This window comes from Kribbella sp. NPDC051620 (assembly GCF_044453825.1).
Lineage (GTDB): Bacteria > Actinomycetota > Actinomycetes > Propionibacteriales > Kribbellaceae > Kribbella.
On the sequence record NZ_JBITDB010000001.1, the window covers coordinates 1,318,347 to 1,342,255 of the forward strand.

The 23,909-nt window shown below is 66.2% G+C and carries 19 protein-coding genes, 7 tRNA genes and 2 pseudogenes; 16 read left to right on the plus strand and 12 right to left on the minus strand.

Going from position 1 to position 23,909, the window contains the following annotated elements; all coding sequences use genetic code 11:
* Nucleotides 1–14: 14 nt before the first annotated feature.
* The 4 genes and pseudogenes from ACIA12_RS05770 to ACIA12_RS05785 all read left to right on the plus strand — a co-directional run.
* Nucleotides 15–515, plus strand: a pseudogene (locus tag ACIA12_RS05770) (ATP-binding protein); the annotation flags it as partial.
* A gap of 2,143 nt (nucleotides 516–2,658) precedes the next feature.
* Entirely contained in the window at nucleotides 2,659–2,916 is a 258-nt protein-coding gene (locus tag ACIA12_RS05775; protein WP_396365638.1) for a response regulator transcription factor, read from the plus strand.
* 85 nt (nucleotides 2,917–3,001) lie between these two features.
* A complete protein-coding gene (locus ACIA12_RS05780; RefSeq protein WP_396365639.1) occupies nucleotides 3,002–3,283 on the plus strand; it encodes a hypothetical protein in 282 nt (93 codons plus the stop codon).
* Between the two features lie 17 nt (nucleotides 3,284–3,300).
* A complete protein-coding gene (locus tag ACIA12_RS05785) occupies nucleotides 3,301–3,747 on the plus strand; it encodes a pyridoxamine 5'-phosphate oxidase family protein (RefSeq protein WP_396365640.1) in 447 nt (148 codons plus the stop codon).
* A gap of 134 nt (nucleotides 3,748–3,881) precedes the next feature.
* Here ACIA12_RS05785 and ACIA12_RS05790 read toward each other — a convergent pair.
* The 3 genes from ACIA12_RS05790 to ACIA12_RS05800 form a co-directional block, all read right to left on the minus strand.
* A tRNA-Val gene (locus tag ACIA12_RS05790) sits at nucleotides 3,882–3,953 on the minus strand.
* Between the two features lie 32 nt (nucleotides 3,954–3,985).
* Nucleotides 3,986–4,056, minus strand: a tRNA-Cys gene (locus ACIA12_RS05795).
* 29 nt (nucleotides 4,057–4,085) lie between these two features.
* Nucleotides 4,086–4,158, minus strand: a tRNA-Gly gene (locus ACIA12_RS05800).
* A gap of 194 nt (nucleotides 4,159–4,352) precedes the next feature.
* Between ACIA12_RS05800 and ACIA12_RS05805 the strand changes: the two genes are divergently transcribed.
* On the plus strand, nucleotides 4,353–4,796 hold the full coding sequence (locus tag ACIA12_RS05805; protein ID WP_396365641.1) for a pyridoxamine 5'-phosphate oxidase family protein: 444 nt from the start codon (nucleotides 4,353–4,355) through the stop codon (nucleotides 4,794–4,796).
* Nucleotides 4,797–4,961: 165 nt separating this feature from the next.
* Here ACIA12_RS05805 and ACIA12_RS05810 read toward each other — a convergent pair.
* From ACIA12_RS05810 to ACIA12_RS05820, 3 genes are all read right to left on the minus strand, one after another.
* Nucleotides 4,962–5,033: transfer RNA gene (locus ACIA12_RS05810), tRNA-Val, on the minus strand.
* Between the two features lie 32 nt (nucleotides 5,034–5,065).
* Nucleotides 5,066–5,136: transfer RNA gene (locus ACIA12_RS05815), tRNA-Cys, on the minus strand.
* A gap of 51 nt (nucleotides 5,137–5,187) precedes the next feature.
* Nucleotides 5,188–5,260, minus strand: a tRNA-Gly gene (locus ACIA12_RS05820).
* A 181-nt stretch (nucleotides 5,261–5,441) separates the two neighbouring features.
* On the opposite strand from ACIA12_RS05820, the gene ACIA12_RS05825 reads away from it, so the two are divergent.
* Nucleotides 5,442–6,272 (plus strand): aminotransferase class IV, encoded by an 831-nt coding sequence (locus ACIA12_RS05825; RefSeq protein ID WP_396365642.1) that lies wholly within the window; start codon nucleotides 5,442–5,444, stop codon nucleotides 6,270–6,272.
* A gap of 77 nt (nucleotides 6,273–6,349) precedes the next feature.
* Here the strand turns inward: ACIA12_RS05825 and ACIA12_RS05830 are convergent, their stop codons facing one another.
* Nucleotides 6,350–6,916: a CGNR zinc finger domain-containing protein gene (locus ACIA12_RS05830; protein ID WP_396365643.1), complete on the minus strand. Its 567-nt coding sequence runs from the start codon at nucleotides 6,914–6,916 to the stop codon at nucleotides 6,350–6,352.
* Nucleotides 6,917–7,030: 114 nt separating this feature from the next.
* Here ACIA12_RS05830 and ACIA12_RS05835 point away from each other — a divergent pair.
* From ACIA12_RS05835 to ACIA12_RS05850, 4 genes and pseudogenes are all read left to right on the plus strand, one after another.
* Nucleotides 7,031–7,102: transfer RNA gene (locus ACIA12_RS05835), tRNA-Val, on the plus strand.
* A 707-nt stretch (nucleotides 7,103–7,809) separates the two neighbouring features.
* A pseudogene (locus ACIA12_RS05840) lies at nucleotides 7,810–8,136 on the plus strand (hypothetical protein); the annotation flags it as partial.
* A 71-nt stretch (nucleotides 8,137–8,207) separates the two neighbouring features.
* On the plus strand, nucleotides 8,208–10,034 hold the full coding sequence (locus ACIA12_RS05845) for a DUF6119 family protein (RefSeq protein WP_396365644.1): 1,827 nt from the start codon (nucleotides 8,208–8,210) through the stop codon (nucleotides 10,032–10,034).
* A gap of 779 nt (nucleotides 10,035–10,813) precedes the next feature.
* Nucleotides 10,814–11,107: a hypothetical protein gene (locus ACIA12_RS05850; protein WP_396365645.1), complete on the plus strand. Its 294-nt coding sequence runs from the start codon at nucleotides 10,814–10,816 to the stop codon at nucleotides 11,105–11,107.
* Here ACIA12_RS05850 and ACIA12_RS05855 read toward each other — a convergent pair.
* Both ACIA12_RS05855 and ACIA12_RS05860 read right to left on the minus strand, forming a co-directional pair.
* Nucleotides 11,101–12,588, minus strand: a complete 1,488-nt coding sequence (locus ACIA12_RS05855; protein ID WP_396365646.1) for an ArnT family glycosyltransferase — start codon at nucleotides 12,586–12,588, stop codon at nucleotides 11,101–11,103. The genes ACIA12_RS05850 and ACIA12_RS05855 overlap by 7 nt on opposite strands.
* Nucleotides 12,589–12,627: 39 nt before the next feature.
* Nucleotides 12,628–13,344: an SDR family NAD(P)-dependent oxidoreductase gene (locus tag ACIA12_RS05860; protein ID WP_396365647.1), complete on the minus strand. Its 717-nt coding sequence runs from the start codon at nucleotides 13,342–13,344 to the stop codon at nucleotides 12,628–12,630.
* 171 nt (nucleotides 13,345–13,515) lie between these two features.
* Here ACIA12_RS05860 and ACIA12_RS05865 point away from each other — a divergent pair, with 171 nt between their 5' ends.
* The 4 genes from ACIA12_RS05865 (at nucleotide 13,516) to ACIA12_RS05880 (ending at nucleotide 18,655) form a co-directional block, all read left to right on the plus strand.
* The gene (locus ACIA12_RS05865; protein WP_396365648.1) at nucleotides 13,516–14,628 is read left to right on the plus strand and encodes a substrate-binding domain-containing protein; all 1,113 of its coding nucleotides are present in this window, start codon (nucleotides 13,516–13,518) and stop codon (nucleotides 14,626–14,628) included.
* A 46-nt stretch (nucleotides 14,629–14,674) separates the two neighbouring features.
* Nucleotides 14,675–16,264, plus strand: coding sequence for a sensor histidine kinase (locus ACIA12_RS05870; protein WP_396365649.1), 1,590 nt, complete (start codon nucleotides 14,675–14,677; stop codon nucleotides 16,262–16,264).
* Nucleotides 16,261–16,929: a response regulator gene (locus ACIA12_RS05875; protein ID WP_396365650.1), complete on the plus strand. Its 669-nt coding sequence runs from the start codon at nucleotides 16,261–16,263 to the stop codon at nucleotides 16,927–16,929. The genes ACIA12_RS05870 and ACIA12_RS05875 overlap by 4 nt, the downstream gene beginning before the upstream one ends.
* A gap of 205 nt (nucleotides 16,930–17,134) precedes the next feature.
* Nucleotides 17,135–18,655: a chromosome partitioning protein gene (locus ACIA12_RS05880; RefSeq protein ID WP_396365651.1), complete on the plus strand. Its 1,521-nt coding sequence runs from the start codon at nucleotides 17,135–17,137 to the stop codon at nucleotides 18,653–18,655.
* 64 nt (nucleotides 18,656–18,719) lie between these two features.
* On the opposite strand, the gene ACIA12_RS05885 is transcribed toward ACIA12_RS05880, so the two are convergent.
* Genes ACIA12_RS05885 through ACIA12_RS05895 form a run of 3 tightly spaced genes read right to left on the minus strand, consistent with a single transcriptional unit; the run spans nucleotide 18,720 to nucleotide 21,090 of the window.
* Nucleotides 18,720–19,529 carry an ABC transporter permease gene (locus ACIA12_RS05885; protein ID WP_396365652.1) on the minus strand — a complete coding sequence of 270 codons (810 nt, stop codon included), beginning with the start codon at nucleotides 19,527–19,529 and terminating at the stop codon, nucleotides 18,720–18,722.
* Nucleotides 19,526–20,179: a DedA family protein gene (locus tag ACIA12_RS05890; protein WP_396365653.1), complete on the minus strand. Its 654-nt coding sequence runs from the start codon at nucleotides 20,177–20,179 to the stop codon at nucleotides 19,526–19,528. Before ACIA12_RS05890 ends, ACIA12_RS05885 begins: the two co-directional genes overlap by 4 nt.
* Entirely contained in the window at nucleotides 20,176–21,090 is a 915-nt protein-coding gene (locus tag ACIA12_RS05895; RefSeq protein WP_396366031.1) for an ATP-binding cassette domain-containing protein, read from the minus strand. Before ACIA12_RS05895 ends, ACIA12_RS05890 begins: the two co-directional genes overlap by 4 nt.
* A gap of 217 nt (nucleotides 21,091–21,307) precedes the next feature.
* On the opposite strand from ACIA12_RS05895, the gene thrS reads away from it, so the two are divergent.
* Together thrS and ACIA12_RS05905 are read left to right on the plus strand one after the other, a co-directional pair.
* A complete protein-coding gene (gene thrS / locus ACIA12_RS05900; protein WP_396365654.1) occupies nucleotides 21,308–23,332 on the plus strand; it encodes a threonine--tRNA ligase in 2,025 nt (674 codons plus the stop codon).
* Nucleotides 23,329–23,907, plus strand: a complete 579-nt coding sequence (locus ACIA12_RS05905; RefSeq protein WP_396365655.1) for an HIT family protein — start codon at nucleotides 23,329–23,331, stop codon at nucleotides 23,905–23,907. The genes thrS and ACIA12_RS05905 overlap by 4 nt, the downstream gene beginning before the upstream one ends.
* Nucleotides 23,908–23,909: the final 2 nt, after the last annotated feature.

Below are 23,909 nucleotides of genomic sequence, written 5' to 3' on the forward strand. Positions count from 1 at the left end.
CGTATGGTGGGGGAATGCGGGGTGTCCTGGTCGGACGAGACCGGGAGCTGGTTGCGCTCGCCGGCTACCTGGATGACGCGCAGCGGGGGCGTCCGAGGATCGTGCTGTGCCGCGGCGAGCCGGGCATCGGGAAGACGAGGCTTGCCGAGGAGCTGGCAGGTCTGGCCGGCGACCGTGGCGTGCCCACCCTGTGGGGTGTCGCAGTCGAGTCCGAGGGGGCGCCGCCGTACTGGCCGTGGCGTCAGCTCGTCCGCGGCGCGGTCGAGCTCGCCGGCATCGCGGAAGTCGACACGGACCTCGCGCGCCTGGCCCCCGAGTTGTTCGGCGGTCCGGCGTCGGCACCGGACCCTCTCGCGCCGGCCGAAGACCGCTTTCGCCAGTTCGAAGCCGTCGGGCGGCTCTTCCACGAGATCACCGCCGGCAGCCCACTCGTCCTGGTTCTCGACGATGCCCACTGGGCCGACCGTCCCTCGGTCCTGTTGCTGCGGCACCTGGCGCGAACGGTCCGCGACGAACGGCTGCTCATCATGGTGAACCACCGCGACACCGAGCACGAGCACGCCGCGTACTTCGCCGACCTGGTCCGGGAACCGATCACCCGGCAGATCGACCTCACCGGCTTGACGGAGCAGGCCGTGGCGCTGCAGCTCGCGTCGGTGCTCGGACACGATGTCGCTCCCGGCGACGCGCGGCAGGTGCAGGTTCTCACCGGCGGCAACCCGTTCTTCGTGGGCGAGGTGGGGCGCGTGCTGCCGGCAGGCAAGGTGGCCGGAGGTCTCGCCCCGGTCTCCGCCAACGTGCGCGAAGCCATCCGCAGCCGCTTGAGCCGGCTGTCGCCGGATGCCGTGACCGTGATCCACGCCGCATCGATCGTGGGTCGCGAATTCTCGGCCACGGTCGTCGCGCCAATGGTCGGCGCCACTGCGATGAGCTGCCTCTCGTCCCTCGACGAGGCCACGGCCGCAGGTTTGGTCGAGGCGGGAACGATCCCCGCCAGTCACAGGTTCACCCACGCGCTGGTGCGGGACGCAGTCGAAGCGGGCCTGTCGACGGCTGAGCGTGTGCAGCTGCACCGCGCAGCCGCTGAGACGGTCGAGTCGGTCTACGCCGGAAGGATCGAGCGACACCTGTCGGACCTGGCTCGTCACTGGGCGGTCGCGGCGGTTGACGCCGACCTCGGTCGCGCAGTGCACTGGATCACGCTTGCCGCCGACGCGTCCATGAAGGCGCTGGCCTACGAGGAGGGCGCTCGGCTGTACCGTCTTGCGCTCAACCTCGGGGCCGATGAGTTGGACGAGGAGCTGCGTTGCCGGTTGTATCTCGGCCTGTCAAGCGCACTGAATGCCTCGACCGACATCGCGGGAAGCGTCGACGCGAGCGTACGAGCGGCGTCGGCTGCGGGCGCTCTGGCCCGGCCGAGCCTCCTCGCCGAGGCCGCTTTGGTCCGCGAGGCCAACGCACCAACGCGGTTGGAGGCGACGACGCGACGGTTGTGCGAGCAAGCTCTGGCCGTGGTCGACCTCGCCGACAAGGCCCTGCGGGCCCGGCTCCTGGCGCGGCTGGCAGAAGCATCGATCTACGCCGCGTGGAGCACGTCCCACGACTACGAGGAGTACAAGGTCGCGGGGCGTGCGAGTGAAGAGGCCCTCACGCTGGCTGAAGAGGCAGGCGACCGGGTGGCACTGGAGGCGGCGCTGCGAGCGAGGCGTCTGGCCCGCTCGGGACCTGAAGGCCTGGAGGAGCGCGCTGTGCTCGCTGACCGCATGCTTGAGCTCGGCCGCGAGGCCGCCGACTCGCACACCCGGATGTGGGCACATCTGTGGCAGGTCGACGCCGCGTTCGAACGCGGCGAGCTGCTCCGCGTCGCTCGCGAGATCGAAGCGCTGTCGTCGTGCGTCGAGCAGGTCCGTGGGCCGCACGCGCGGTACGAGCTGCTCAAGTGCCAGGCCGTGCTGGCCCAGGCGGAAGCTCGCTTCGCCGATGCCATGGTGCTGGCCGATCAGGCCTTCTCGCAGCTGGCGGCAACCGGTGACGACATCGGCTTCCACGAGCGCGCCGGGCTGCTGAACCAGATGTGTCTTCAGATCGGACCCGAAGCAACCGGGGCGGTGGAGGCCAGCGGCTACGCCCGCGTCACCGTGTTCGAGCGACCGCTCCCCACGGCCGGGATCATCATCGCAGTCGCCAACGCGCAGCTGCTCGCGTCGGCAGGACGTCTCGACGAGGCCGCCGCGGTGTATCGCTCGCTCGGCCCGCCGGCCGAATGGCAACCGTCACCTCACGCCATGCTTCCCGCCCTGGCGTTCGGCGCCAACGTCGCGGTCGAGCTGGGCGCGGACAAGGATGTGGCCACGCTCGTCACCAGGCTCGGCGATGTACCGCGGTCACCACGTGTGCAGCGGGGCTGGGCAGGTGGCCTACTTCGGCCCCGTCGAACTCTGGACCGGTCGCGGTCTGGGCCACCTGGGCCGGTTCGACGAAGCCGTTGTGGATCTCGAGGCGGCGACAGCCAGCTGTGCCGCCAGTGGAGCGGTGGGGTATCTGGCCGAAGCGCAGTACGAGCTGGCGTCCGTGCTGGCACGGCGACGTCGGCCCGGCGACATCGTGCGGGCCCGGCATCTGTTGGCGACCAGCCGGCGCAACACCTCGGCCCTCGGCATGGGCGTGATCGCGGCCAAAGTGGAGGCACTCGTCGAAGAGCTCTCGGCGGCTGGTCCGCTGACCCGCCGCGAATGGCAGGTGGCAGAACTCGTCGCTGCCGGAAAGACGAATCGGGAGATCGCCGAGGAGCTGTACCTGTCCGAGCGAACCGCGCAGAACCATGTCCAGCACGTCCTCACCAAGCTTGGTCTGTCGAACCGCAGCCAGATCGTGTCGTGGGTGGCTGACCAGGAGATGAGTAGCCCGACTGAGTAGTTCGGCGGACGTTTTCGCACCGCGGGCTTCCTACTGTCGCAGCATCCGAGAAATGCCGCAGGACCCGGGAAAGGGGAGTTCGGTCATGGCTATCGTGATGGTTTCGGACGCAGGTACGGACACCGTCGAGCAGTACGACCAGGTCATCAAGCAGCTCGACGAGGCGGGATACGGGAACCCGCGGGGGCGGCTGTCGCACACAGCCGCACTCAAGGACAACGGCAGCTACTTCGTCGTAGACGTCTGGGAGTCCGCCGAGGATCTCGAGCGGTTCGCGCAGGTCCTGGTTCCGTTGATCGAGGCGGTCGGTGGCGCCGCACCGGACCTTGAGATCTCACCGGTCCACAACCGGATCAACGGCCGGTAGAGGAGACGAGGAACGCGATGAAACTCCCGCCGCTGACCGATCAGGAGCTGAAGCCCTTCCTGGCGGAGGGTCTGTGGGTGGCGAAGCTGGCGACCAGGAACGAGGACGGCACCATCAGGATCACGCCCATGACCTACGCCGTGGACGACGGCGACATCATCTTCAGTACCTGGAAGAACAGCGCTGCCGTCCGCAACACGCGCCATGACGGCACCGCCTCGGTTCTCATCGACAAGGCCGACCAGCCGTACGCCGGCGTGCACTACAACGGGAATGCGCGCGTACTCGACGACGACATAACGGCCGAGCAGTACGGCGATTGGTTCCAGCGCTACATCGGTGACTACGACCAGGCGGTCGAGTCCTACAAGTTCCTGGTGGGACTGGGAATCGGTGACCGGGCATTCATCCGCTTCCACCCCAGCAGAACCATCACCTGGGACTTCGCAAAAATCCCAGGCTGACAACCACCGCCAGCCCCCGCCAGGGGGTGTGGGTGGCGAAGCCCCCACAAGGCGGCAAGCGAAGCGCAGCCGCACAAATAACGAGAGCGACCTGGTTCGCGCTTTCCGCGAACACAGGCCGCCCATCGATCTCGTGGACGATACTGGGATCGAACCAGTGACCTCTTCCGTGTCAGGGAAGCGCGCTACCGCTGCGCCAATCGTCCAAGTTAACGGCATACTGCGTAAGAATGTTTCGAGGTGGAGACGGGATTCGAACCCGTGTACACGGCTTTGCAGGCCGTTGCCTCGCCTCTCGGCCACTCCACCACAGAGTCTCAGCCTACTGACCTGTACCGAGCGAACGACCGGGTTCGAACCGGCGACCTCAACCTTGGCAAGGTTGCGCTCTACCAACTGAGCTACGTTCGCATCGCGCTGAGCTGTCCGAACTTCTTCGACCTGCTCGGTGCGAGAGCAGAACAGTAGCGCACTTTCGGTGCGGGTGGAAATCGGTATCGAGGCAATCCCGACACACCTTCCCAGGCGTGAATCTCGCCACTCCAGTCCCACTGGTTGCACCCATTCCTGACGCATGATGAAGCCCACGACAGGAGGACACCCCCATGCCAAACGCCCCCGCCCGCACCCCGGAAACCCGCAAATCCGACACCCTCCGCCGCCTAGCAACCGACGTGGACGCCTGGGTAGCAACGGCCTCAGCGGACGGTACGCCGTACCTCATGCCCCTCTCGTTCCTCTGGCAGGACAGCACCCTCCTCCTGTCCACCGCCCGCAAGAACCCCACCAGCCTCAACCTCCAAGCAACAGGCCAAGTCCACCTGGCACTGGGGGAGACCCGCGACGTGATCCTGATCTGGGGCACCGCAGACCTGCTGGACCACCTCCCAGCCCCCGAAGCAGCCGCTTTCGCCGAAAAGGCCGGCTTCGACCCCCGCCAGTCCAACTACCCGTTCTTCCGAGTAACCCCCACCAGAATCCAGGCCTGGCGAGAAGTGAACGAGATCCCCGACAGAGACCTCATGCTCGAAGGCAGTTGGCTGATCTAAGTCAAGGCAGCAGCCACAATGGCGAGCTGACATACAAACCCGACCCAGGCAAGGGGGTGTGGGTGGCGAAGCCCCCACAACGCGGCAAGCGAAGCGCAGCCGCACAAATGACGAGAGCGACCCGGCCTGCCGAACCTGGCAGGCACGAGTCGCCCATCGATATCGTGGACGATACTGGGATCGAACCAGTGACCTCTTCCGTGTCAGGGAAGCGCGCTACCGCTGCGCCAATCGTCCAAGTTAACGGCATACCGCGTAAGAATGTTTCGAGGTGGAGACGGGATTCGAACCCGTGTACACGGCTTTGCAGGCCGTTGCCTCGCCTCTCGGCCACTCCACCAGGTGAGAAAGCTGGCCTGCCGACTTCTCGACCAGAGGATGGCCCTCTCCGAGCGAACGACCGGGTTCGAACCGGCGACCTCAACCTTGGCAAGGTTGCGCTCTACCAACTGAGCTACGTTCGCGTTGCAACCGGGTTTTTCGTTCCCCTCGGTGCGAGAAGAACACTAGCGCACCCTGCGGGACAGTTCAAAAACGGGGGTCACCTTCCGGCCAACCGCGTGTCATCGCCTCGTCACTCGCGGACGCCGTGGCGGGCCCGGGAAGCCTTGCGGCATAGGGTGTCCGGGGTTGGAAGGAGCAGGTATGAACATCTGGCTGAACGGCGCTCTTCAGGACGCCTCTGCCATCGCGGGCGCCGCCGTCTCGCCGCTCGACCACGGCCTCACCACGGGTGACGGCGTCTTCGAGACCGTGAAGATCGTCGACGGGCAGCCGTTCGCGGTCACCCGGCATCTGGACCGGCTGGTCGTCTCCGCGACCGGGCTCGGCCTGCCGGCGCCCGACCTGGCGCTGGTCCGGGACGCGATCGCGACCGTCGTGAAGGCCGACCCCGACATCGCGTTCGGCCGGCTGCGGATCACGTACACCGGCGGGGTCTCGCCGCTGTCGTCCGATCGCGGTACCGACGGCCCGACGCTCATCGTCGCGGCCCAGGCGATCGAGAAGCCCGCGCCGAGTTCGGCGCTCGTCACGGTGCCCTGGGTGCGCAACGAGCGCAGCGCCGTCGCCGGACTGAAGACCACGTCGTACGCCGAGAACGTCCGGGCGCTCGCCTACGCCAAGGAGCGTGGCGGCAGTGAGGCGATCTTCGCGAACACCGTCGGCGACCTGTGCGAGGGCACCGGCTCGAACATCTTCTGCGTCTTCGACGGCGAGCTCGTCACGCCGACCCTGGAATCGGGCGCGCTGTCCGGCGTCACCCGCAATCTGGTGCTGGCGTGGTTCGGTGGAGTCGAGCGGGACGTGCCGCTGGCGAAGCTGGCCGAGGCCGATGAGATCTTCCTCACGTCGACCACGCGCGACGTCCAGGCGATCCACCGCGCCGACGACCGCGACCTCCCGGTACCGGGTGAGGTGACGACCGCGGTCGCGAAGGTCTTCGCCGAACGCTCCGCCGACGACCTCGACCCGTAAGGGCAGGCGCGTACGTAGTACAGGCTTGAAAGAAAGCGTCCGGAGTACCAACTGGTACTCCGGACGCTGCGCGTCAGTTACTCGCCCGCGACCTTGCGGCGCTCGCGATAGGCCGCGACATGCAGCCGGTTGCCGCAGGTACGGGCGTCGCAGTACCGCTTGGAGCGGTTGCGCGACAGGTCGATCAGCGCGTCGTCGCAGTCCGGCGCCTCGCAGCGCCGCAGCCGCTCGCGCTCACCGGCCGAGATCACCTGGGCGAGCGCGATCCCGCACTCGACCGTGATCCGGCAGGTGAGCGAGGCGCCGTCGCGTGAGTAGTGGATGTGCCACGGGTGACCGTCGTGGTTGGTCAGCCGGGGCGTCGTCGTACCGCTGGCGACGATCGCGTTGATCATCGCCGCCGCTTCCGCGTCCGACGCCGTCGTGAACACCGGCGCGAACAGCGGCCGCAGCTCCCGGACGTCGTGCAGATCGGTCTCGGTCAGATTGCCCACCGCGCTGAACTCGCGCTCGTGGACGAACTTCTCCAGGTCCTCGAGCGTTTCCATCGTGTCGACCTGGCTACTCGGCCCGGGCAGCGTGTTCACCAGCCGGACCAGCGTGCCGAGCGCGTGCTCGGTGTCGTGCGAGAAAGTCACAATCACGTCTCCAACGCGACGGGGTCTCCGTCTTGCAGCAAGAGTAGCCCGGCCCGATTCGTACGTCGCGGACCAATGCGCTATGGTTTCACCCGCAACACAGTACGACGAAGCAGATCCGGGCGATTGGCGCAGTGGTAGCGCGCTTCGTTCACACCGAAGAGGTCACTGGTTCGAACCCAGTATCGCCCACCCGAGATCAAGCCGGTCAGCCTCCAGGCGACCGGCTTTTCCGTTGGTACGACGATTCCCCACGCGCCCGCCGCCGCTCGCTCGTACCTCGCTCCCCGCTCTGGCCGCTCCCACCCACCCTGTTTTGCCGCTCCTCCGTCGCGGTGACTACCCCCGACCCGCCCTGCCTTCGCCCGCACCCCATCTGTCCCCGGACGACGCGCCTACCCACGCCGACGACCATCGCCGACTCCCGCATCCCACCGTTGCCGCCCGAACAAAGGTCGAGACAAGCGGCGACTCGCCGGTCGACGTCATCCCGCCCGAATCTACTGCCTTCCTGAGTGACGGCACCCAGCAACCCAGCTCGGACAATCGCAGGCCGCCAGACACGAGCCCGGAACAACGTCCGGCGTAGCGGCGCCCCCGCCTCGTTCGTGAAGAGCTAATCGGCCGGGCCGGTGCCGTAGAGATCCTTGTGATGCTCCAACAGGTCGGCGACCTTTGACCGCAGCGGAACACGCGCCGCCCGGCACGCGATTTCGGGTGGGGCTTCGGCATCACGTACCCGCCGACTTCAACCGCAACGCGTTCCACCCAAAGTGCCGGCAATCGGAGCCAGGACGGCTGAGACTGTTCCGGGCGAGAGGAACGACTCCGTTAGTGAGCGAGTCTCCGTGGCGTCAGGTGCGCGAGTTTCATGACGTTTCGAGCTTGCGCACCCTGGCCGTCCTACGCCGTTGACGGCCGAGCTGGCCGAGGCGCGACAGCGGATCCTCGATGAGGAAGTGCGCGAGGTCGCAGAAGCCGCACAAGGTGGCAACTCGGTCGAGACCGCGCAAGAGCTGGCTGACGTCGTCTACGGTAAGGCGATCAGCTACGGCGTTGACGCGGTGATTGCCGAGATCCACAGGGCCAACATAACCAAGCTCGGGGCCGATGGCCGACCCATGAGCGAGATGGCGAGGTGCAGAAAAGTGAACTGTACCGGCCGCCGAACGTTGCTCGTGTGCTCAATCGCCAAACTGCTGCGACGCGGCCAACCTAGTAAGTGAACGTGGCTTAGGTCTTGGCAACGGAGCGTAATCGATGCATAGTCGTCTGCGGGGAGTGAATCCAGACGGTTATGGCTCGTTCACCGGTTTCGGTTGATGCGCCTTTGGGGGAGATGGAAAGCGTGGCCGCTAAAACTGGAATCCTTGCGCCGATCTACAAGATCGACGTGGACTCGGCATTGGAGATCCTGGGGGAAGTGGGCAAGGAAGTCGACCTTCCTGAGGCGATTGTTGCTCACTACAATAAGATCAAAGATAGCCCCGAAGGCTATAAGTCTCAAGGGTCGGCAGTGCTCGGTGGAGCTAAATTCGATCTGTATCTAAATGCCGCCGCGCGCCCGAATCTCAGCGCGTGGGTCAAGTTTTTTGACGGATCGGGAATCGAGCTCGATGATATCTACAATTCGATGCAGCATCTGGTCTGTTTCGTAACTATTGATGATGATCTCTACGCATATACATCGGGTCAGGCCCTAGTTGTCTTCGAGCGCTTCATAGATATCTCATTTCCAATCGAGGTTGGTCGCCGTGTGGCTAAGCCGGAGGTGAAGGGTGCTCGGTCTAGCCAAATCACGGGCGATGCGTTAGCCAGTAACGTACATTTCCGAGATCCTCGCCGAATCACCTACACGGAGTCGCTTGTCAATGTCTGGACGGCGCTAAGTGGGCAAATCCGGGACGAGGTCTTGAGTGATGATGAACTGCTTTCCGTCTTTGGCAAGAAAACCAAGATTCGGTTGGATGTAGGAGCCTCGGTAAAGCTTGGTCCACGAATCGAAAGCCCGGAGAAGATCCTCGAACTGATCAGATGGCTCGCGGCAAAAGCGGTGTCCCCGTTGCCGAGTGACGACGGTTGGGGTGCTCTAGACGCTATTAAGATCCTCAATCCGCGCAAGAAAAAGGATCTGATCGCGGAGCTCCGGTTGGTCCTTGCCCAGAGACTATTTGTCGATCATGACTATGTCAATTTGGCGATCTCACACGTCGATGCCTCGATGTACGGTAATGCCACTGAATATATAGCGAGTCAAGGTAGGGATATCATCTATGAAGATGAGAATCCGCCGAGCTTGGAAGATATCGTAGACAGTATGAAAATCGACGGATCTGATCTGATTAAGAACTTCAATTCAGTTTCAATCCGCACGGAAAATAGTGACTACGGATTGCTGAACAACACGAATGGACCACTATTGAGCCATCTGCATGGTGAGTTGCGTCATGAGGGTAAAACTTACTTCTTGCTGTCTGGCAAGTGGTACGAGGTTGATGCGGCTTACATTGAGCAGGTCACGAAGGATTTCTTGGCGGTTATGAAAGACCGCGATGTAGATTCTGTCTCCCTGGGGCTCCAGGAGTGGAATGAAGCCGACGGGGAAGGTCTTTACAATGAGACAGCGGTGGTAGGCCGGACCTTCATTAATGGCGACAAAGTACTGACGGACAATGTCGAACTCTTCGACGGACTCGCCTCAGATGGTGAGAATACCTACATCATCCACGTTAAGCGCAATTTTGACGTGAAGGTCAGGGATGTTCGGTCTCAGGTCATCAATTCTGCTCAGATAATCGAGAATGACCTGAGAATTGGAACCCGTGTCGAGTTGCGCGAACACTACGGGCACCTCCTTGGAAGGGGTCGACTAAGTCTATCCGAGGATGAATTCCTAGCTTTATTTGAGCAACCTCGAACATACGTCGTTGCTTACGGGTCGAAGATCAAAGTTGGCGAAGCGACTCTCAATCACTTCAAGTCTAGCGTAGCTCGGATGGAAGTCGTCTCGCTGGATAATCAATTTCGCCAAATTGGTAGTGGAGATTCGCGAGCAAAGCTGCAGATCACATGGGTGAAGATTGCAGAAACAGGGTTCGCCCTGCCGATGGGTGACCCCACATAGCTTGCCGATAAGGCCCGAACTCCGCTTGCTTCGCACGGACAAGTCCCGTTCGACTGTCTGCGGCCTGTCGGAGCCCTGGAGCGAGTGTCGAACTGAGTGACAATCATCCGTACTGACGCGGACGATAATGAACTGCGGCGGACGTGCTCTCAGGCCACGTCTCGTTGCAAGGGCGCACGGTTTGAGTGGCATGGAAGAGGTCGCTTAGGCAGCGAGAAAGCAGCAAGGCGGGGGATTATCGGGGTCCTACCGAAACCCTGGCGCGAGCTGGTGCAGGCGTCAGCGAACGGTTTCGCAGCCGTTGGTACGGAAGGTCCGCCCTCAGGTCGAAGAGATCACTGGATCGAACTCAGTATCGCCCACGAGATCGACGAGCGGCCGATGTCCGCCAGCATCGGCGGACCGGGTCGCTCTCGTTATTTGTGCGGCTTCGCTCGCCGCGTTGTGGGGGCTTCGCCACCCACACCCCCCTGGTTTTGGGTCGGGTTTGTGGGGCGGCTGGCCGGCTGGTGGGGCTCCGCCACCCCCGGCCCCTCTGTTGGGTGCCCTCGTAACCGCAGGCCATCTGACTCCCAGGACGAGGCGCCGGGTTTGTTGGTTGCTTCCTGCGGGCTGTGGTGGTTGTCCGTCAGGTGGGTGGTGAGACCTGGGGTGGGCCGTGGAGGGGATGTGGGGCTGGGATGACTGGTGTGTTGGTGGGGTTTGGGGTTTTGGTGTTTGTGGGGTGGAACGCTTATTTGCAGGTTGTGGTTCGGCAGCAGACGCATCTACTGACCACGATGACTACTGCTGAGGCGGTGGAGATGGTTCAGCGGGTGTTTTCGGGGCGGACTTGGGAGCTTCGCAGTGATGGGCTGGAGTTTCGGGCGCGGAATCGGTTGAAGGTGCGGGGGCCGACCATCGGGGTGGATCTTGAGCCGCAGCCGAGTGGTACTGCGGTCAGTGTCTGGGTCAGTCATGCGCACTATCGGTACGGTCTGCTGGAGCATGCGCAGTTCGCTTGGCGGAAGATGCATGCGCTGACGGCGGCGGCCAGGACGGGGCTTCCGGGGGAGATCTCGGAGCGTCAGTAGTAGCGGCGTAGCGAGGGCCAGAGTTGGGACCAGGGGGCGTTGGTTGCGGCGCAGAGGACTACGGCCGTGCCTTGTTCCTCGTTGTCCGCGCCTACTCCGTTATCGACTTCTCCCACTTGGGCGCAGTTGGTGAAGTTGCGTTCGTAAGCCGGGTTCCGTTCCTGCTCGACCAGAAGTACGGGGCCGTCTTGCATGTCTGAAGGTCGGGACCAGTCGGCGAAGCTCATGTGGCCGGAGTAGGGGTGGGGGAGGCCAAGAGCAGGCCCGTACTTCGCGAGCGCGCCGGCCTCGCCGTAGTTGCCGGCGAAGAGGACTGCTCGGGCGCGTTGGTCTTCGGGGATCTCGTGCCAGGCCTTCGCTACCGCGGTGGTCAGTTCGGGCCAGCCGATCTGTTCGCCTTGTTCGGCGTTGACGGGGATGACGAAGTTGACTGCTGAGGCGGGGAGGACGGGCAGGGTGAAGAGGGCTGAGGTCAGAGCGGTCAGGGTCAGGCCGATGGCCAGAACGGTGCGGCGGGCTGATGTGCGGGCGGTGGTCAGCCAGTTGATGGTGGGTTGGCAGCCGGCTGCGATCAGTACCAGGAGCAGCGGGAGGGCGTAGTAGGGCTTGCCGCCTAGCGCTAGTACTACGACGCAGAGAATGGGGTAGGCGAGGGCGATCGGGCGGGCCCAGCGCAGGGTGGGAGAGCGCCAGAGGTTCAGGAAGCCGGCTATCCAGATCGGGACCAGGAACGGGGAGAGCTGGAGGATCTGGAGGGGGATGAACATGATCCGGTTCTCGGTGCCGTCGTCTTCGCTGATGCCGCCGGCGACTGTGAGTTGGGGCCAGTCGTGGGTTGCTTGCCAGATCAGGTTGGGGGCGGCGATCAGGGCGGCTACGGCCAGACCGGCGGGGAGCCACCAGGTGCGGAGAACGGAGCGGGGGCCTGTGATCAGTACGGCGATCAGGAGTGCGCCCAAGGGAAGTACGACCAGGTACTTGTTCTCCAGGGCGATGCCGGCTGCGAGGCCGAGGGCTACCCACCAGCGGGGGTTGTTGGTGCGGAGGAGCTTGATGGCCAGGAGGGCGATGGTCACCCAGGCGAGCAGGTCGTAGGTCGCGGTCGAGGCCAGGTGGCCGACGCCCATCACGAACCCCGAGACGGCAGTGCAGAGGCCGGCGAGGATCTGGGCTCGGCGGGTGGCGTTGAACTCGCGGGCGATCAGGGCGACCACCACGACGGTGAGGGCGCTGCTGAGCGTCGAGATCACCCGGATGCCCATCGGGGTCTCGCCGAAGATGCTGCTGGAGAGGTGGACCAGCAGCGGCGTGAGCGGCGGCTGGTCGACGTACCCCCAGGCGAGGTGGTCGCCCGCGACGAGGAAGTACAGCTCATCGCGATGGAAGCCGTAGCGGCCGGACAGAGCAGTCAGTACTACGGCCAGCGCCACCGCGATCCCGGCCACCGGCCGCGTCGCGAACCCCACCCCAGGACGGTTCATGGCCGCATGTTGTCAGCCGGTGGGGGCGTCGTGAAGCCGTCAGTCGAGGAAGTACGGCGCCGCACCGCGTGGCAGATGGACCGCCCGGCCCGCCAGCGACTCGTCGGTGACGAGCTTGACGACCGCATCCGTCAGCGTCGCCAGCGGGACCTGGGCAGGTCCGCGCTCGGCCTCCGGCAGTTCCTCGTACTCCGAGATGCCACGCTCCGTCGCCACCCAATCGGGTACCACGCAGTTGACCCGGACGCCATGCGACTCCCGCAGCGGCGCAAGCGTCGCGGTGAACCGAATCAACGCGGCCTTGGCGGCGCTGTACTCGGGAGAGACATGCGGCTCGAACCCCAGCCCCGCTGTGGAACTCATGTTGACGACAGCACCACCACCGGCGTCCCGCATCGGACCGAGCGCGAGCTGAGTCGCGAGCATCGGTGCCCGCAGGTTGAGGTCCAGCGAAGCGGTCCACCGCTCGACACTGGCCTCGGGGAAACACGGTCGCAGTACCGCCCCACCACCCGCGTTGTTGACCAGAATCAGCGGCCGGCAAGCCATCAACTCAACCACCGCCTCGTCATCGCGCATATCCACTTGCACAAACCGCGCGCCGGCTCCGATCAACGAGCACGCCTCGCGCCCGCCGCCTGCGTCGATATCCGCCACCACAACCGACGCACCCTCAGCCGCCAGCCGCTGAGCAACAGCCCGGCCAATGCCGACCGCCGCCCCCGTCACAACCGCTATCTGACCTGCAATCTGCACGCCGTTCACCTCCGTCCACCACCCTGCCCGGTGCCACCGACAGCACCTCCATCCACCACCTTGCCCGGTCCCACCGACAGCAACAGGTTGGTATAGGTCAACCAGGCGGCTTGCCTCCCGGGAGTCGGGCTGGTTTGGTATATCAACCGGTTAAGCGGGAAGGCGATCGCTGTGGTTCTGCTGTACGAGCGGATCAGCATGCATGTGCTCGAGGAGATCCGCAGTGGGGTGCTCGGGCCGGGGGACCGGGTGGCGTCCGAGATGGAGCTCGCGGCGCAGTTCGAGGTCAGCCGGATCACTTCCAAGCGCGCTCTCGAGGTACTCCGGGAAGCCGGTCTGATCGAGCGGATCCGCGGCAAAGGGTCGTTCGTCGTCAAGCACCTGCCCGATCTGGACGGCGTGACCGCACCGCTCAAAGGCCCGCTCCGTCCGGCCCGGCGCAACAACCTTCCGGGGTCGATCGCGCTCGTCATACCGGATGTGTCCGAGGCGTACGGGCTGGAGTTGCTGCAGTCGATCGAGGAGCGCTGCGCCGAGGCCAAAGCGAATTTGATCGTACGGCGGACGCGCGGGCGTCAGGCGGACGAGGAGCAAGCGGTGGACTCCCTGGTCGCGTCCGGTGAGGTGGACGGGCTGATCGTCTTCCCGGTGCATGGCGACTTCTACAACGCGAGCCTGTTGCGGCAGGTCCTCGACGGGTTCCCGCTGGTGCTCGTCGACCGGCATCTGTCGGGCATACCGGTGTCGGCCGTCCATACCGACAACGTCGCCGCATCGCGAGCGTTGACCGAGCGGCTGCTCGATCGGGGGCATCGGCAGATCGCGTTCGTCTCGCCGCCACCGTTGAACACGTCGAGTATCGAGGACCGGCTGGAGGGATTCCGGGCAGCGTTCGCCCGGCGGCCGCCCGGCGAGTACCAGCCGCATCAGCTGACCGAGTTGCGCAGCACGTTGCCGGGATCGTTCACGCCGGAGAGCGTGCGCTCCGATCTCGAGCTGATCCGCGCGTACCGGAACCGCTTCCCCGAGGTGACGGCGTTCGTCGCTTGCGAGTACAACCTGGCCAGGATGCTGGATCGCGCGCTGAGCCCGAGCGAGCTGGTGATCGCCTGCTTCGATTCGCCGGGCGATCCGATCGCCGGGCCACCGTTCCTGCACGTCCGCCAGGATCAGCGCGAGATGGGCAAGCAGGCGGTCGACCTGCTGCTGGCCCAGCTTCGCGGCGAGTCCGTTCCGAAGCTGTCCCTGGTCCCGTTCCAGGTGGTCGACGCTGAGCGGAACTGACTTTTGGCAGTACTGCAGCGAGCGCCCTCCTGTGTAGCGTCGGGGTGTGAAGTGGACGCGCGCGGGGGATCTCGGCTTGTGGGCCGGACTCTCGCTGCTGGTGCTCACCGAGAGCGGTGCCCGGAACGATCCGCTCTGGATGCGGGCCGGCTGCCTCGCCGTTCTGGCGGCCGCCGTTCTTCTCCGTCGTCGGCGTCCAGTGATCGGGCTGAGTCTGGTGATCGCCACCGAAGTGGTGATCTTGGCGACCAGTCTCGGGACGACGATGGGCGTTCCGATCGCGCTGATCCCGGCGATCTCGTTGCTGAGCTACGTTTCCGGCCGGCGGGAGACGCGGCTACGGCAGTTCGTGATCATGTGCTGCGGCGAGCTGGCGGCGTTGCTGATCCTCAGCCTGGCCGTGCATCGCGACGTACCGGTCACCGAGGCCGTCCTGACCTGGCTGCTGATCTTGCTTCTCTCACTGGTCATCGTCGTGCTGCCGTGGCTGATCGGCCGGTACCGCGCACAGCAGGCGTTGCTCGCCACGGCCGGCTGGGATCGCGCCGAGCGGATCGAGCGCGAGCACCGGATGGAGATCGCGCAGGAACGGCTCAGAGAGCGCTCCCGGATCGCCGAGGACATGCACGACTCGGTCGGCCACGAGCTCAGCCTGATCGCGTTGCGAGCGGCCGCGCTCGAGGTCGACGCGGAACTGTCCGAGCGTCATCGCCAGGCTGCTACGGAGCTCCGCGAAGCGGCCGCCACTGCGACGGAACGGCTCGGCGAGATCATCGGCGTACTCCGTGACGGAGAGGCGTCCGTCGTGCCGGCACAGGAAAGCGTGGCGGAGCTGGTCGATCGCGCGGCTGCCAGCGGATTGGCCGTGAGGCTGATCCAGGAAGGCAATGCCGAGCTGTCCCCGATGGTCGACCGAGCCGTCCACCGAGTCGTCCAGGAGTCCCTCACCAACGCCAGCAAACACGCGCCAGGCGCCGAGGTGACGGTGACCGTCTCGCAAGTCGACGACCACATCAACGTCCAAGTCCTCAATGAACCCACACCGGACCCGAGAAACTCGGATGAGGTTCGTGGGTCTGGTGGGCGGGGGCTGGCTGGTCTGGGGGAGCGGGTGCGGTTGGTGGGTGGGTCGTTGCGGGCGGAGCCTCGGAGTACTGGCGGATTCGAAGTGCTGGCTCGGATTCCGCGAGCCGGTGGGCGGGTTGAGGTGCCGGCTGAGTCCGGGGCGGCGGATGAGCGGGCGACCGTACGCCGGAATGCCCGGCGCGGTCTGATCACCGCTGTCACCGTGCCGGTCGCGATCGGCGCGATCGTCGGACTGGTTGCCTTCGGCTACTACCTGATCGCCGGCTACAGCTCGATCCTGCGGCCGGCCGAGTACGACGCGCTCCAGCTCGGCCAGCCGATCGACCAGGTCGAGAGCCGGCTGCCGGCGATGCAGATGGTCGACCCGCCGAGTGACCGGCTGCAGCAGCCGAAGGAATGGAGCTGCCGGTTCTACCGGCCGGACGTACCCTTCTCGATCACCTATGCCTACCGCTTGTGCTTCCAGAACGGAGTCTTGGTGGCCAAGGACATCGTCGCCACCGGTTCGGTGCGACCTGAGCCCGAACCGGCCGAGGAAGGGACGCCGTGACGATCAGGGTGCTGCTGGCTGACGACGAGGCGATGGTTCGGGCCGGGGTACGGGCGATCCTCGGCTCGGACGCGGCGATCGAGGTCGTCGCCGAGGCAGCCGACGGGCAAGAGGCCGTCGCGCTCACTCAGCGCCATCGGCCCGACGTCGCCGTCCTCGACATCCGGATGCCCAGGATGGACGGGCTCGCGGCCGGTGCCGAGATCAAGCGGACCGTCCCGGAGACGGCTGTTGTCATGCTGACCACCTTCTCCGAGGACGCGTACATCGCGAAGGCCCTCGGCGACGGCGCGAGTGGCTTCCTGCTGAAGTCCGGCGACCCTCATGAGCTGATCGCGGGGCTGAAGGCGGTCGCCGAAGGCGCGGCGTACCTGTCACCGAAGGTCGCCCAGCGGGTGATCGCCGAGCTCAGCGCCGGTACCGGCGGTGGCCGGATGGCTCGCGCAGCGGCCGCGAAAGAGCAGATCGCCGTACTGACCCCGCGCGAACGCGAAGTCCTCGCACTGGTCGGCGCGGGACTGTCGAACGCCGAGATCGCCGGCCGGCTGTTCCTGGTCGAGGGGACGGTGAAGGCCTATGTCAGCGCCGTGCTCACCCGGCTCGCGGTGAAGAACCGGGTCCAGGCCGCGATCGTCGCGCACGAAGCCGGTCTGGTGGCGGATTGACCGCTACCGGCCAGCACCTGCCGACGACGGCCTTCGCCGGGCAGTATCCGGGTGGCGGGCCGACGCTCCGGCGGGTGACATCGCCTGGACACCCGGTCATGGGATAGTGGACCTCCCGGGTGGATTGGTGCCTGGGATACACCCTTCAACAGCCCCAGGGGAGCGGCAGCCCCGCCCCCTCTCACAGAATCGGGGGATCTAGGTCGTGACCGACTCGCACAACTCCGGACAGCACAAGGACCGGGAAGCGGCAGCGGCCGAGGTCCGGAGGATGTGGCAGCCGACCCCGTCCTGGACCCAGCCGGATCCGAACCCAGCTCCCACCACGCCGCCGCCCCCGCCTCCCGCGCAGAAGCCGCCGGTGAGCAGCCAGGCGACTCCCGACCCGGAAGAGGTCGAGGAGGAGGCAGTGGAGGAAGAGCAGCCGGACGCGCTGTCCCAGGAGTTCCCTGGCGACTCGTGGTCGCAGCCCGCCGAGACTCCCAAGGCCACCCCGGACCCGTGGACCCAGCAGCCGGCGGCCGAGCCCGCTGCCGAGTCGTGGACCAACCAGGGCGCAGAGTCGGCCGCACGGAGCAAGGAACCCGCCGCTGACCCGTGGGCCAAGTCCGCTGGGTATGAGCCGACCGGCGAAGCCTGGACACGGTCCAGCGAGCCTGCCGGCGACCCGTGGACGCAGCCCGCCCAAGAGTCCGCCCAGCCAGCCGGGCCTCAGCCGCAGCTCTCCCCAGCCGCGCAGCACTTCTTCCCGCAGGGCATTCCCGGCCAGGGTGCGCCGCAGCCGGATCGGCAGGTCTCCTACCGCGCTGACGAGTTGCTGCAGGCTCTGCCGTTGCCACGGGAGGCTCCTGCCGAGAAGGGCGTTCGCAGCGTACTGCGCCTGCGCCCGGGCACCTCTGAGCGGCTGGAGCGCATTGCGCGCGCCACCGCGGCCACTGCCTTCCGGCGGCCCGTCACCGTGACGATCGCCAACCCGAAGGGAGGGTCGGGCAAGACGCCGACCACCTTGCTGCTGGCCGGCGCGCTCGGGCAGGCACGTGGCGGCGGCGTAGTGGCCTGGGACAACAACGAGTTGCGCGGCAACATGCACCTGCGCACACACGACACCAACAGCCGCTCGACCGTGACCGATCTGCTGCAGGCGATGCAGATGCTCACCCAGCCGGATGCGCGGCTCGGCGACGTCGGTGCGTACCTGCGTCATCAGGTGTCGGGGCAGTACGACGTACTGACGTCCGCCACCACGACGTACGCGCAGATCGAGGCCAAGGACTTCGACCAGATCCACCGGCTGCTGAGCCGCTTCTACAAGGTGCTGGTGATCGACACCGGCAACAACGAGGGCTCCAGCAACTGGCGCGAGGCGATGAAGGCCTCCGACGTCCTGGTCATCCCGATCAAGTGGAAGAGCCTGTCCTGCGCTGCCGCCGTGCAGATGCTGGAGGAGCTTGACCACCAGGGTCCGGACGCGCAGCGGTTGATCCGGCGCGCGGTCATTGCGGTCAGCAACGGCCCCGGCGACGTCAACAAGGAGGTCGAGAAGCAGCTCCGCCCGTACTTCGAATCGCGCGCGGCCGCTGTCGTCGACATCCCCACCGACCCGCACATCGCCGCCGAAGGCCCGCTCGACCACTCGGCCCTGCAACCGGCCACCCGCCGAGCAGCCCTCGAGTTGGCCGCCAAGGTCGCCGAACAGATCACCATCGCACTCAACGTCCCTCGCTGAACAAACAAACCGCGGCGGCGACGGCTGATTAGCCGTCACCGCCGCGGCCTGTTTGCAGGTGGGGTCAGGCGTCGCGGCGGTTGAGGATTGTGGTGCCTGCTAGGAGGCCGGCTGCTGCCCAGGCGATCAGGACCAGGAAGCTGAGCGTGGGGGACAGCGTGTCGGTGGAGCCGGCGAGGAAGTTCTGGCCTGCTCCGCCGGGGAGGAGAGCGGCCAGCCAGACCAGGGCCCGGATGCTGCTCTGGCTGAGCATCATCGGGACGACGATCAGCAGCAGGAACGCGGCCGTGAGGGTGCCGGCGGTGCTTCGGATGATGAAGGCGATACCGGCGGTGAAGACGCCGGCGAGGGTCGTGTAGGCCGCCACTGCGAGCAGGTCGACCACGAGGGTGGCCAGGTCCCAGTCGGCCCATTGCCCCATCGCCAGGCCGCCGACGATCGACGCGACGACGCCGAGCAGCAGGCCGTACAGGAAGAGCACCGGCGCCAGGACGACGGCTTTCGCCAGTACTACGTTGCGCCGTACCGGGGTCCACTGCAGTGTCGAGCGGATGCTGCCGGTCGCGTACTCCGACGTCACCAGCAGCATCGCCAGCGCGGCGACCACGACCTGCACGATCGTCATCGCCGAGACAGCCACCCCGCCGACCGCGCTGAGCTCGGGCAGCCGCGCGGGGACCTCTTCCGGCGCGAGGTTCTCGTGGTCGTAGGCGATCGAGAAGCCGAACTGCAAGGCCAGCAAGCCGGTCAGCAGCACCGCGGCGACGAGGTTCAACCAGCTCGACCGGACCGTCCAGAGTTTGGTCCATTCCGACGCGATCGCGCCTCGCAGCCCACTCGACCTGTGCTGGACGGTGATGGTTGCTGTTGTCATCGTTCTCCCACCTCGACCAGTTCGGCCTGACCCTCGACCTGAGGTTCAGGGGTACGCCGCTTGCGCCGCTGGTGCCGGACGACCTCGACGACCAATGTCACCCCGAGGGCGAGCCCGATCCCGAGCACGACCCCCTTGAGTGGGTTGTCCTCGAACGCCTTGCCGCCGATGTAGCCGACCAGCGAGCAGTACAGACCCCAGCTCGCCGCGGCCAGCGCAGCGAAGAGCGAGAAGTTCCGCAGCGGGTACCGGACCGCGCCCATCGTCAGCGTCACCGCGGTGCGACCGCCGGGCACGTAGCGGGCCACGACGAGTACCAGGCCGCCACGTTCCTCGAGCGCAGTACGGGCCCAGAGAGTCAGCTTGTGCCGCTTCGTCCCCGGTTCGAAGCGGTCGAGCAGCCGTCCGCCCGCACCCCGGCCCAGTGCGTACGAGACGTGGTCGCCGAGGAAGGCGCCGGCCGCGGCCATCGCGATCACGACGTACAGGTTGGGGCCGCCAGTCGCGGCGAAGACGCCGGCCGTGACGACGAGGGTCTCGCTCGGGATCGCGGGGAAGAACCCGTCCAGCGCGGCGAAGCCGAAGAGGGCGAGGTAGATCCACCACGAGGACATCAGTTCCTGGGTGAAGTGCAGGATCGAGTCGCTCATCCCGTCACCACCCCGTACTGGACGCTGTCCGCGGTGAGCTCCATGTACGCCTCCTCGAGCGAGGCACGCTCGGTATGCAGCTCATGCAGCCGTACTCCGAGCTCGTGGGCGAGATCACCGACCCGCTCAGCTAGTACTCCGGTGACGATCAGCTGGCCGGGAAGCGATTCGACCTGCTCCGCCTCGGCGGTCAGTCGATCTCGGAGTACTGCGAGGTCGGCCTGCGACGGGATCCGGATGCGTACGGTCGTACGGGATGATCCCGCGATGACCTCGGCGATCGGGGCGTCGGCGATCAAGCGGCCGCGACCGATCACGACGAGCTGGTCGGCCGTCAGCTGCATCTCGCTCATCAGGTGGCTGGACACGAAGACGGTCCGCCCTTCGGCGGCGAGGCTGCGCATCAACCGCCGTACCCAGCGCACGCCGTCCGGATCGAGACCGTTCACGGGCTCGTCGAACATGAGTACCTCCGGGTCTCCCAGCAATGCGCCGGCGATCCCCAGTCGCTGGCCCATGCCGAGGGAGAACTGTCCGGAGTGCTTGCGGCCGACCTGCTCCAGGCCGACGATCGTCAGCACCTCGTCGACCCGGCTGACCGGGATGCCGTTGCTGCGGGCCATCGCGATGAGGTGGTTGCGGGCGGTCCGACGAGGATGCAGCGCCTTGGCGTCGAGCAGGGCTCCGACCTTGGTGAGCGGGACGGGCCAATCGGCGTACGGGCGTCCGTCGACCAGCGCGCGGCCCGCGGTGGCGGTGTCGAGGCCGAGGATCATCCGCATCGTCGTCGACTTGCCGGCGCCGTTGGGGCCGAGGAAGCCGGTGACCCGGCCGGGGGAGATGGTCAGGTCCAGCGCGTCTACGGCGGTGGTCTCGCCGTAGCGCTTGCTGACTGCTTCGAGGGTGATCACGCGGAGCCTTTCCCGGTTCGTCGGTGTCATCACGAACCTAGGAATCCGGGAGGGGGCAGCACATCGGACCATGGGAGGCAGTGACCCCTGACTTTCGTCAGGTCCGGGCGGTTCCGGGTCCCCCTGTGGATGGGCCGCAACGCTCGCCGGCCCGACTCGATACCATCTGCGATGTGACGGGCCGCGCACGGCGGACCGGCGTACTCGAGGAGTGAACGTGTCGGAAGTCAAGGTCCATCTGATCGGCGTCGAGGGCGAGGCTGAGCGGAGTGTGACCGAGACGACGACCGTCGGAGAGCTGTTCGCCGAGATCTTCGGCCAGGATCGCTCCGCCATCGCCGCCAAGGTCAACGGCGGGCTGCGCGACCTGGCGCGGGTGGTCGCCGACGGCGACGAGATCGAGCCGGTGCTGGCGTCGTCCGCTGACGGGCTGGCGATCATCCGGCACTCGACTGCGCACGTGCTCGCGCAGGCGGTGCAGGACCTGTTCCCGGACGCCAAGCTGGGCATCGGCCCGCCGGTCGAGAACGGCTTCTACTACGACTTCGATGTGGCGACTCCGTTCACCCCGGAGGACCTGGGCAAGCTCGAGAAGAAGATGCAGCAGATCATCAAGGAGCGGCAGCGGTTCAGCCGCCGGGTGGTCTCGGACGACGACGCCCGCACGGAGCTGGCGGGCGAGCCGTACAAGCTGGAGCTGATCGGGATCAAGGGCTCGGCCTCCGCCGATGCGGCCGAGGGCGCTTCGGTCGAGGTCGGCGCCGGCGAGCTGACGATCTACGACAACATTCGGCGTGACGACTCGGTCGCGTGGAAAGACCTGTGCCGCGGTCCGCACGTCCCCGCGACTGGGTACTTGGGCAACTTCAAGCTGATGCGGGTCGCTGCGGCGTACTGGCGGGGGAGCGAGAAGAACCCGCAACTGCAGCGCATCTACGGCACCGCGTGGGACACCCGCGACGCATTGAAGGCCTACCTGAATCACCTTGAGGAAGCCGCCAAGCGCGACCACCGCAAGCTGGGAACCGAGCTGGACCTGTTCAGCTTCCCCGACGAGATCGGGTCCGGTCTGGCGGTCTTCCACCCCAAGGGCGGCGTGCTCCGCAAGGTGATGGAGGACTACTCGCGGCAGCGGCACGTGGAGGACGGCTACGAGTTCGTCTACACGCCGCACATCACCAAGGCGCAGCTGTTCCAGACCTCGGGCCACCTGGACTGGTACGCGGACGGCATGTACCCACCCATGCACCTCGACGAGGAGCGCGGGCCGGACGGCGAGATCCGCAAGCAGGGTCAGGACTACTACCTGAAGCCGATGAACTGCCCGATGCACAACCTGATCTTCGACTCGCGCGGCCGGTCGTACCGGGAGCTGCCGCTGCGGCTGTTCGAGTTCGGCACCGTGTACCGGCTGGAGAAGTCGGGCGTCATCCACGGCATGACCCGGGCCCGCGGCTTCACCCAGGACGACGCGCACATCTACTGCACCCGTGAGCAGATGCGCGACGAGCTTCGCGGCCTGCTGACCTTCGTGCTCGGCCTGCTCGCCGACTACGGGCTGGACGACTTCTACCTGGAGCTCTCGACCAAGAACCCGGAGAAGTTCGTCGGGTCGGACGAGGTCTGGGAAGAAGCCACCAACACGCTGCGCGAGGTTGCCGAGGGTTCCGGGCTGGAGCTGGTGCCGGATCCGGGCGGCGCGGCCTTCTACGGACCGAAGATCTCCGTCCAGGCGCGGGACGCGATCGGCCGGACCTGGCAGATGTCGACGATCCAGCTGGACTTCAACCTGCCGGAGCGGTTCGAGCTGGAGTACACGGCGCCGGACGGCTCGCGGCAGCGGCCGGTGATGATCCACCGCGCGCTGTTCGGCTCGATCGAGCGGTTCGTCGCGGTCCTCACCGAGCACTACGCCGGCGTCTTCCCGCCGTGGCTCGCGCCGGTCCAGGTGATCGGCATCCCGATCACCGACGGCCACGTCGACTACCTGTACGAGATCGCCAAGCAGCTCAAGGCCGAGGGGATCCGGATCGAGGTCGACCACTCCGACGACCGGATGCAGAAGAAGATCCGCAACGCCCAGAAGGCCAAGGTCCCGTACATGCTGATCGCCGGCGACGAGGACATGGCAGCCGGCTCGGTCTCCTTCCGCTACCGCGACGGCACCCAGAAGAACGGCATCCCGATCGCCGACGCCGTCGCCGAGATCGTCGAGGCCGTCAAGAAGCGCGTCCAAGTATGAGTGATCTCCCCGGCGGTACGCCGTACGAGCTGCAGGGTGTGGAGGAGCAGGGCGGGGTCGGTGTGCCGGATCCGTTTCTGCGGTTGTGGACTCCGCACCGGATGGCGTACATCGCCGGGGAGAACAAGCCGACGTCGGCTGAGGCGGGGCAGGGGTGCCCGTTCTGCCGGATCCCGGCGTTGGCGGATGCGGACGGGTTGATCGTCCGGCGGTCGGACGCGGCGTACGCGGTACTGAATCTGTATCCGTACAACCCGGGGCATCTGATGGTGGTGCCGTATCGGCATGTCGCCGACTACACCGAGCTGACGCCGGACGAGGTGTCGGATGTGGCGACGCTGACCCAGCAGGCGATGCAGGCGGTACGGATCGTGTCGGCGGCGGATGGCTTCAACATCGGGATGAATCAAGGCGAGATCGCCGGGGCCGGGATCGCCGCGCATCTGCATCAGCACGTCGTACCGCGCTGGGGCGGCGACGCGAATTTCATGCCGGTGATCGCCCAGACGAAGGTCCTCCCGCAGTTGCTGTCAGACACCCGCGCCCTGCTCGCGAAGTCGTGGCCGACCAGCTGACT

Bases quoted from the DNA above. Each gene is read 5' to 3' on its own strand.
- ACIA12_RS05775 (WP_396365638.1), top strand. From the start codon at position 2,659: ATGGGCGTGATCGCGGCCAAAGTGGAGGCACTCGTCGAAGAGCTCTCG.
- ACIA12_RS05780 (WP_396365639.1), top strand. From the start codon at position 3,002: ATGGCTATCGTGATGGTTTCGGACGCAGGTACGGACACCGTCGAGCAG.
- ACIA12_RS05785 (WP_396365640.1), top strand. From the start codon at position 3,301: ATGAAACTCCCGCCGCTGACCGATCAGGAGCTGAAGCCCTTCCTGGCG.
- ACIA12_RS05805 (WP_396365641.1), top strand. From the start codon at position 4,353: ATGCCAAACGCCCCCGCCCGCACCCCGGAAACCCGCAAATCCGACACC.
- ACIA12_RS05825 (WP_396365642.1), top strand. From the start codon at position 5,442: ATGAACATCTGGCTGAACGGCGCTCTTCAGGACGCCTCTGCCATCGCG.
- ACIA12_RS05845 (WP_396365644.1), top strand. From the start codon at position 8,208: ATGGCTCGTTCACCGGTTTCGGTTGATGCGCCTTTGGGGGAGATGGAA.
- ACIA12_RS05850 (WP_396365645.1), top strand. From the start codon at position 10,814: ATGACTACTGCTGAGGCGGTGGAGATGGTTCAGCGGGTGTTTTCGGGG.
- ACIA12_RS05855 (WP_396365646.1), bottom strand. From the start codon at position 12,588: ATGAACCGTCCTGGGGTGGGGTTCGCGACGCGGCCGGTGGCCGGGATC.
- ACIA12_RS05885 (WP_396365652.1), bottom strand. From the start codon at position 19,529: ATGACAACAGCAACCATCACCGTCCAGCACAGGTCGAGTGGGCTGCGA.
- ACIA12_RS05890 (WP_396365653.1), bottom strand. From the start codon at position 20,179: ATGAGCGACTCGATCCTGCACTTCACCCAGGAACTGATGTCCTCGTGG.
- ACIA12_RS05905 (WP_396365655.1), top strand. From the start codon at position 23,329: ATGAGTGATCTCCCCGGCGGTACGCCGTACGAGCTGCAGGGTGTGGAG.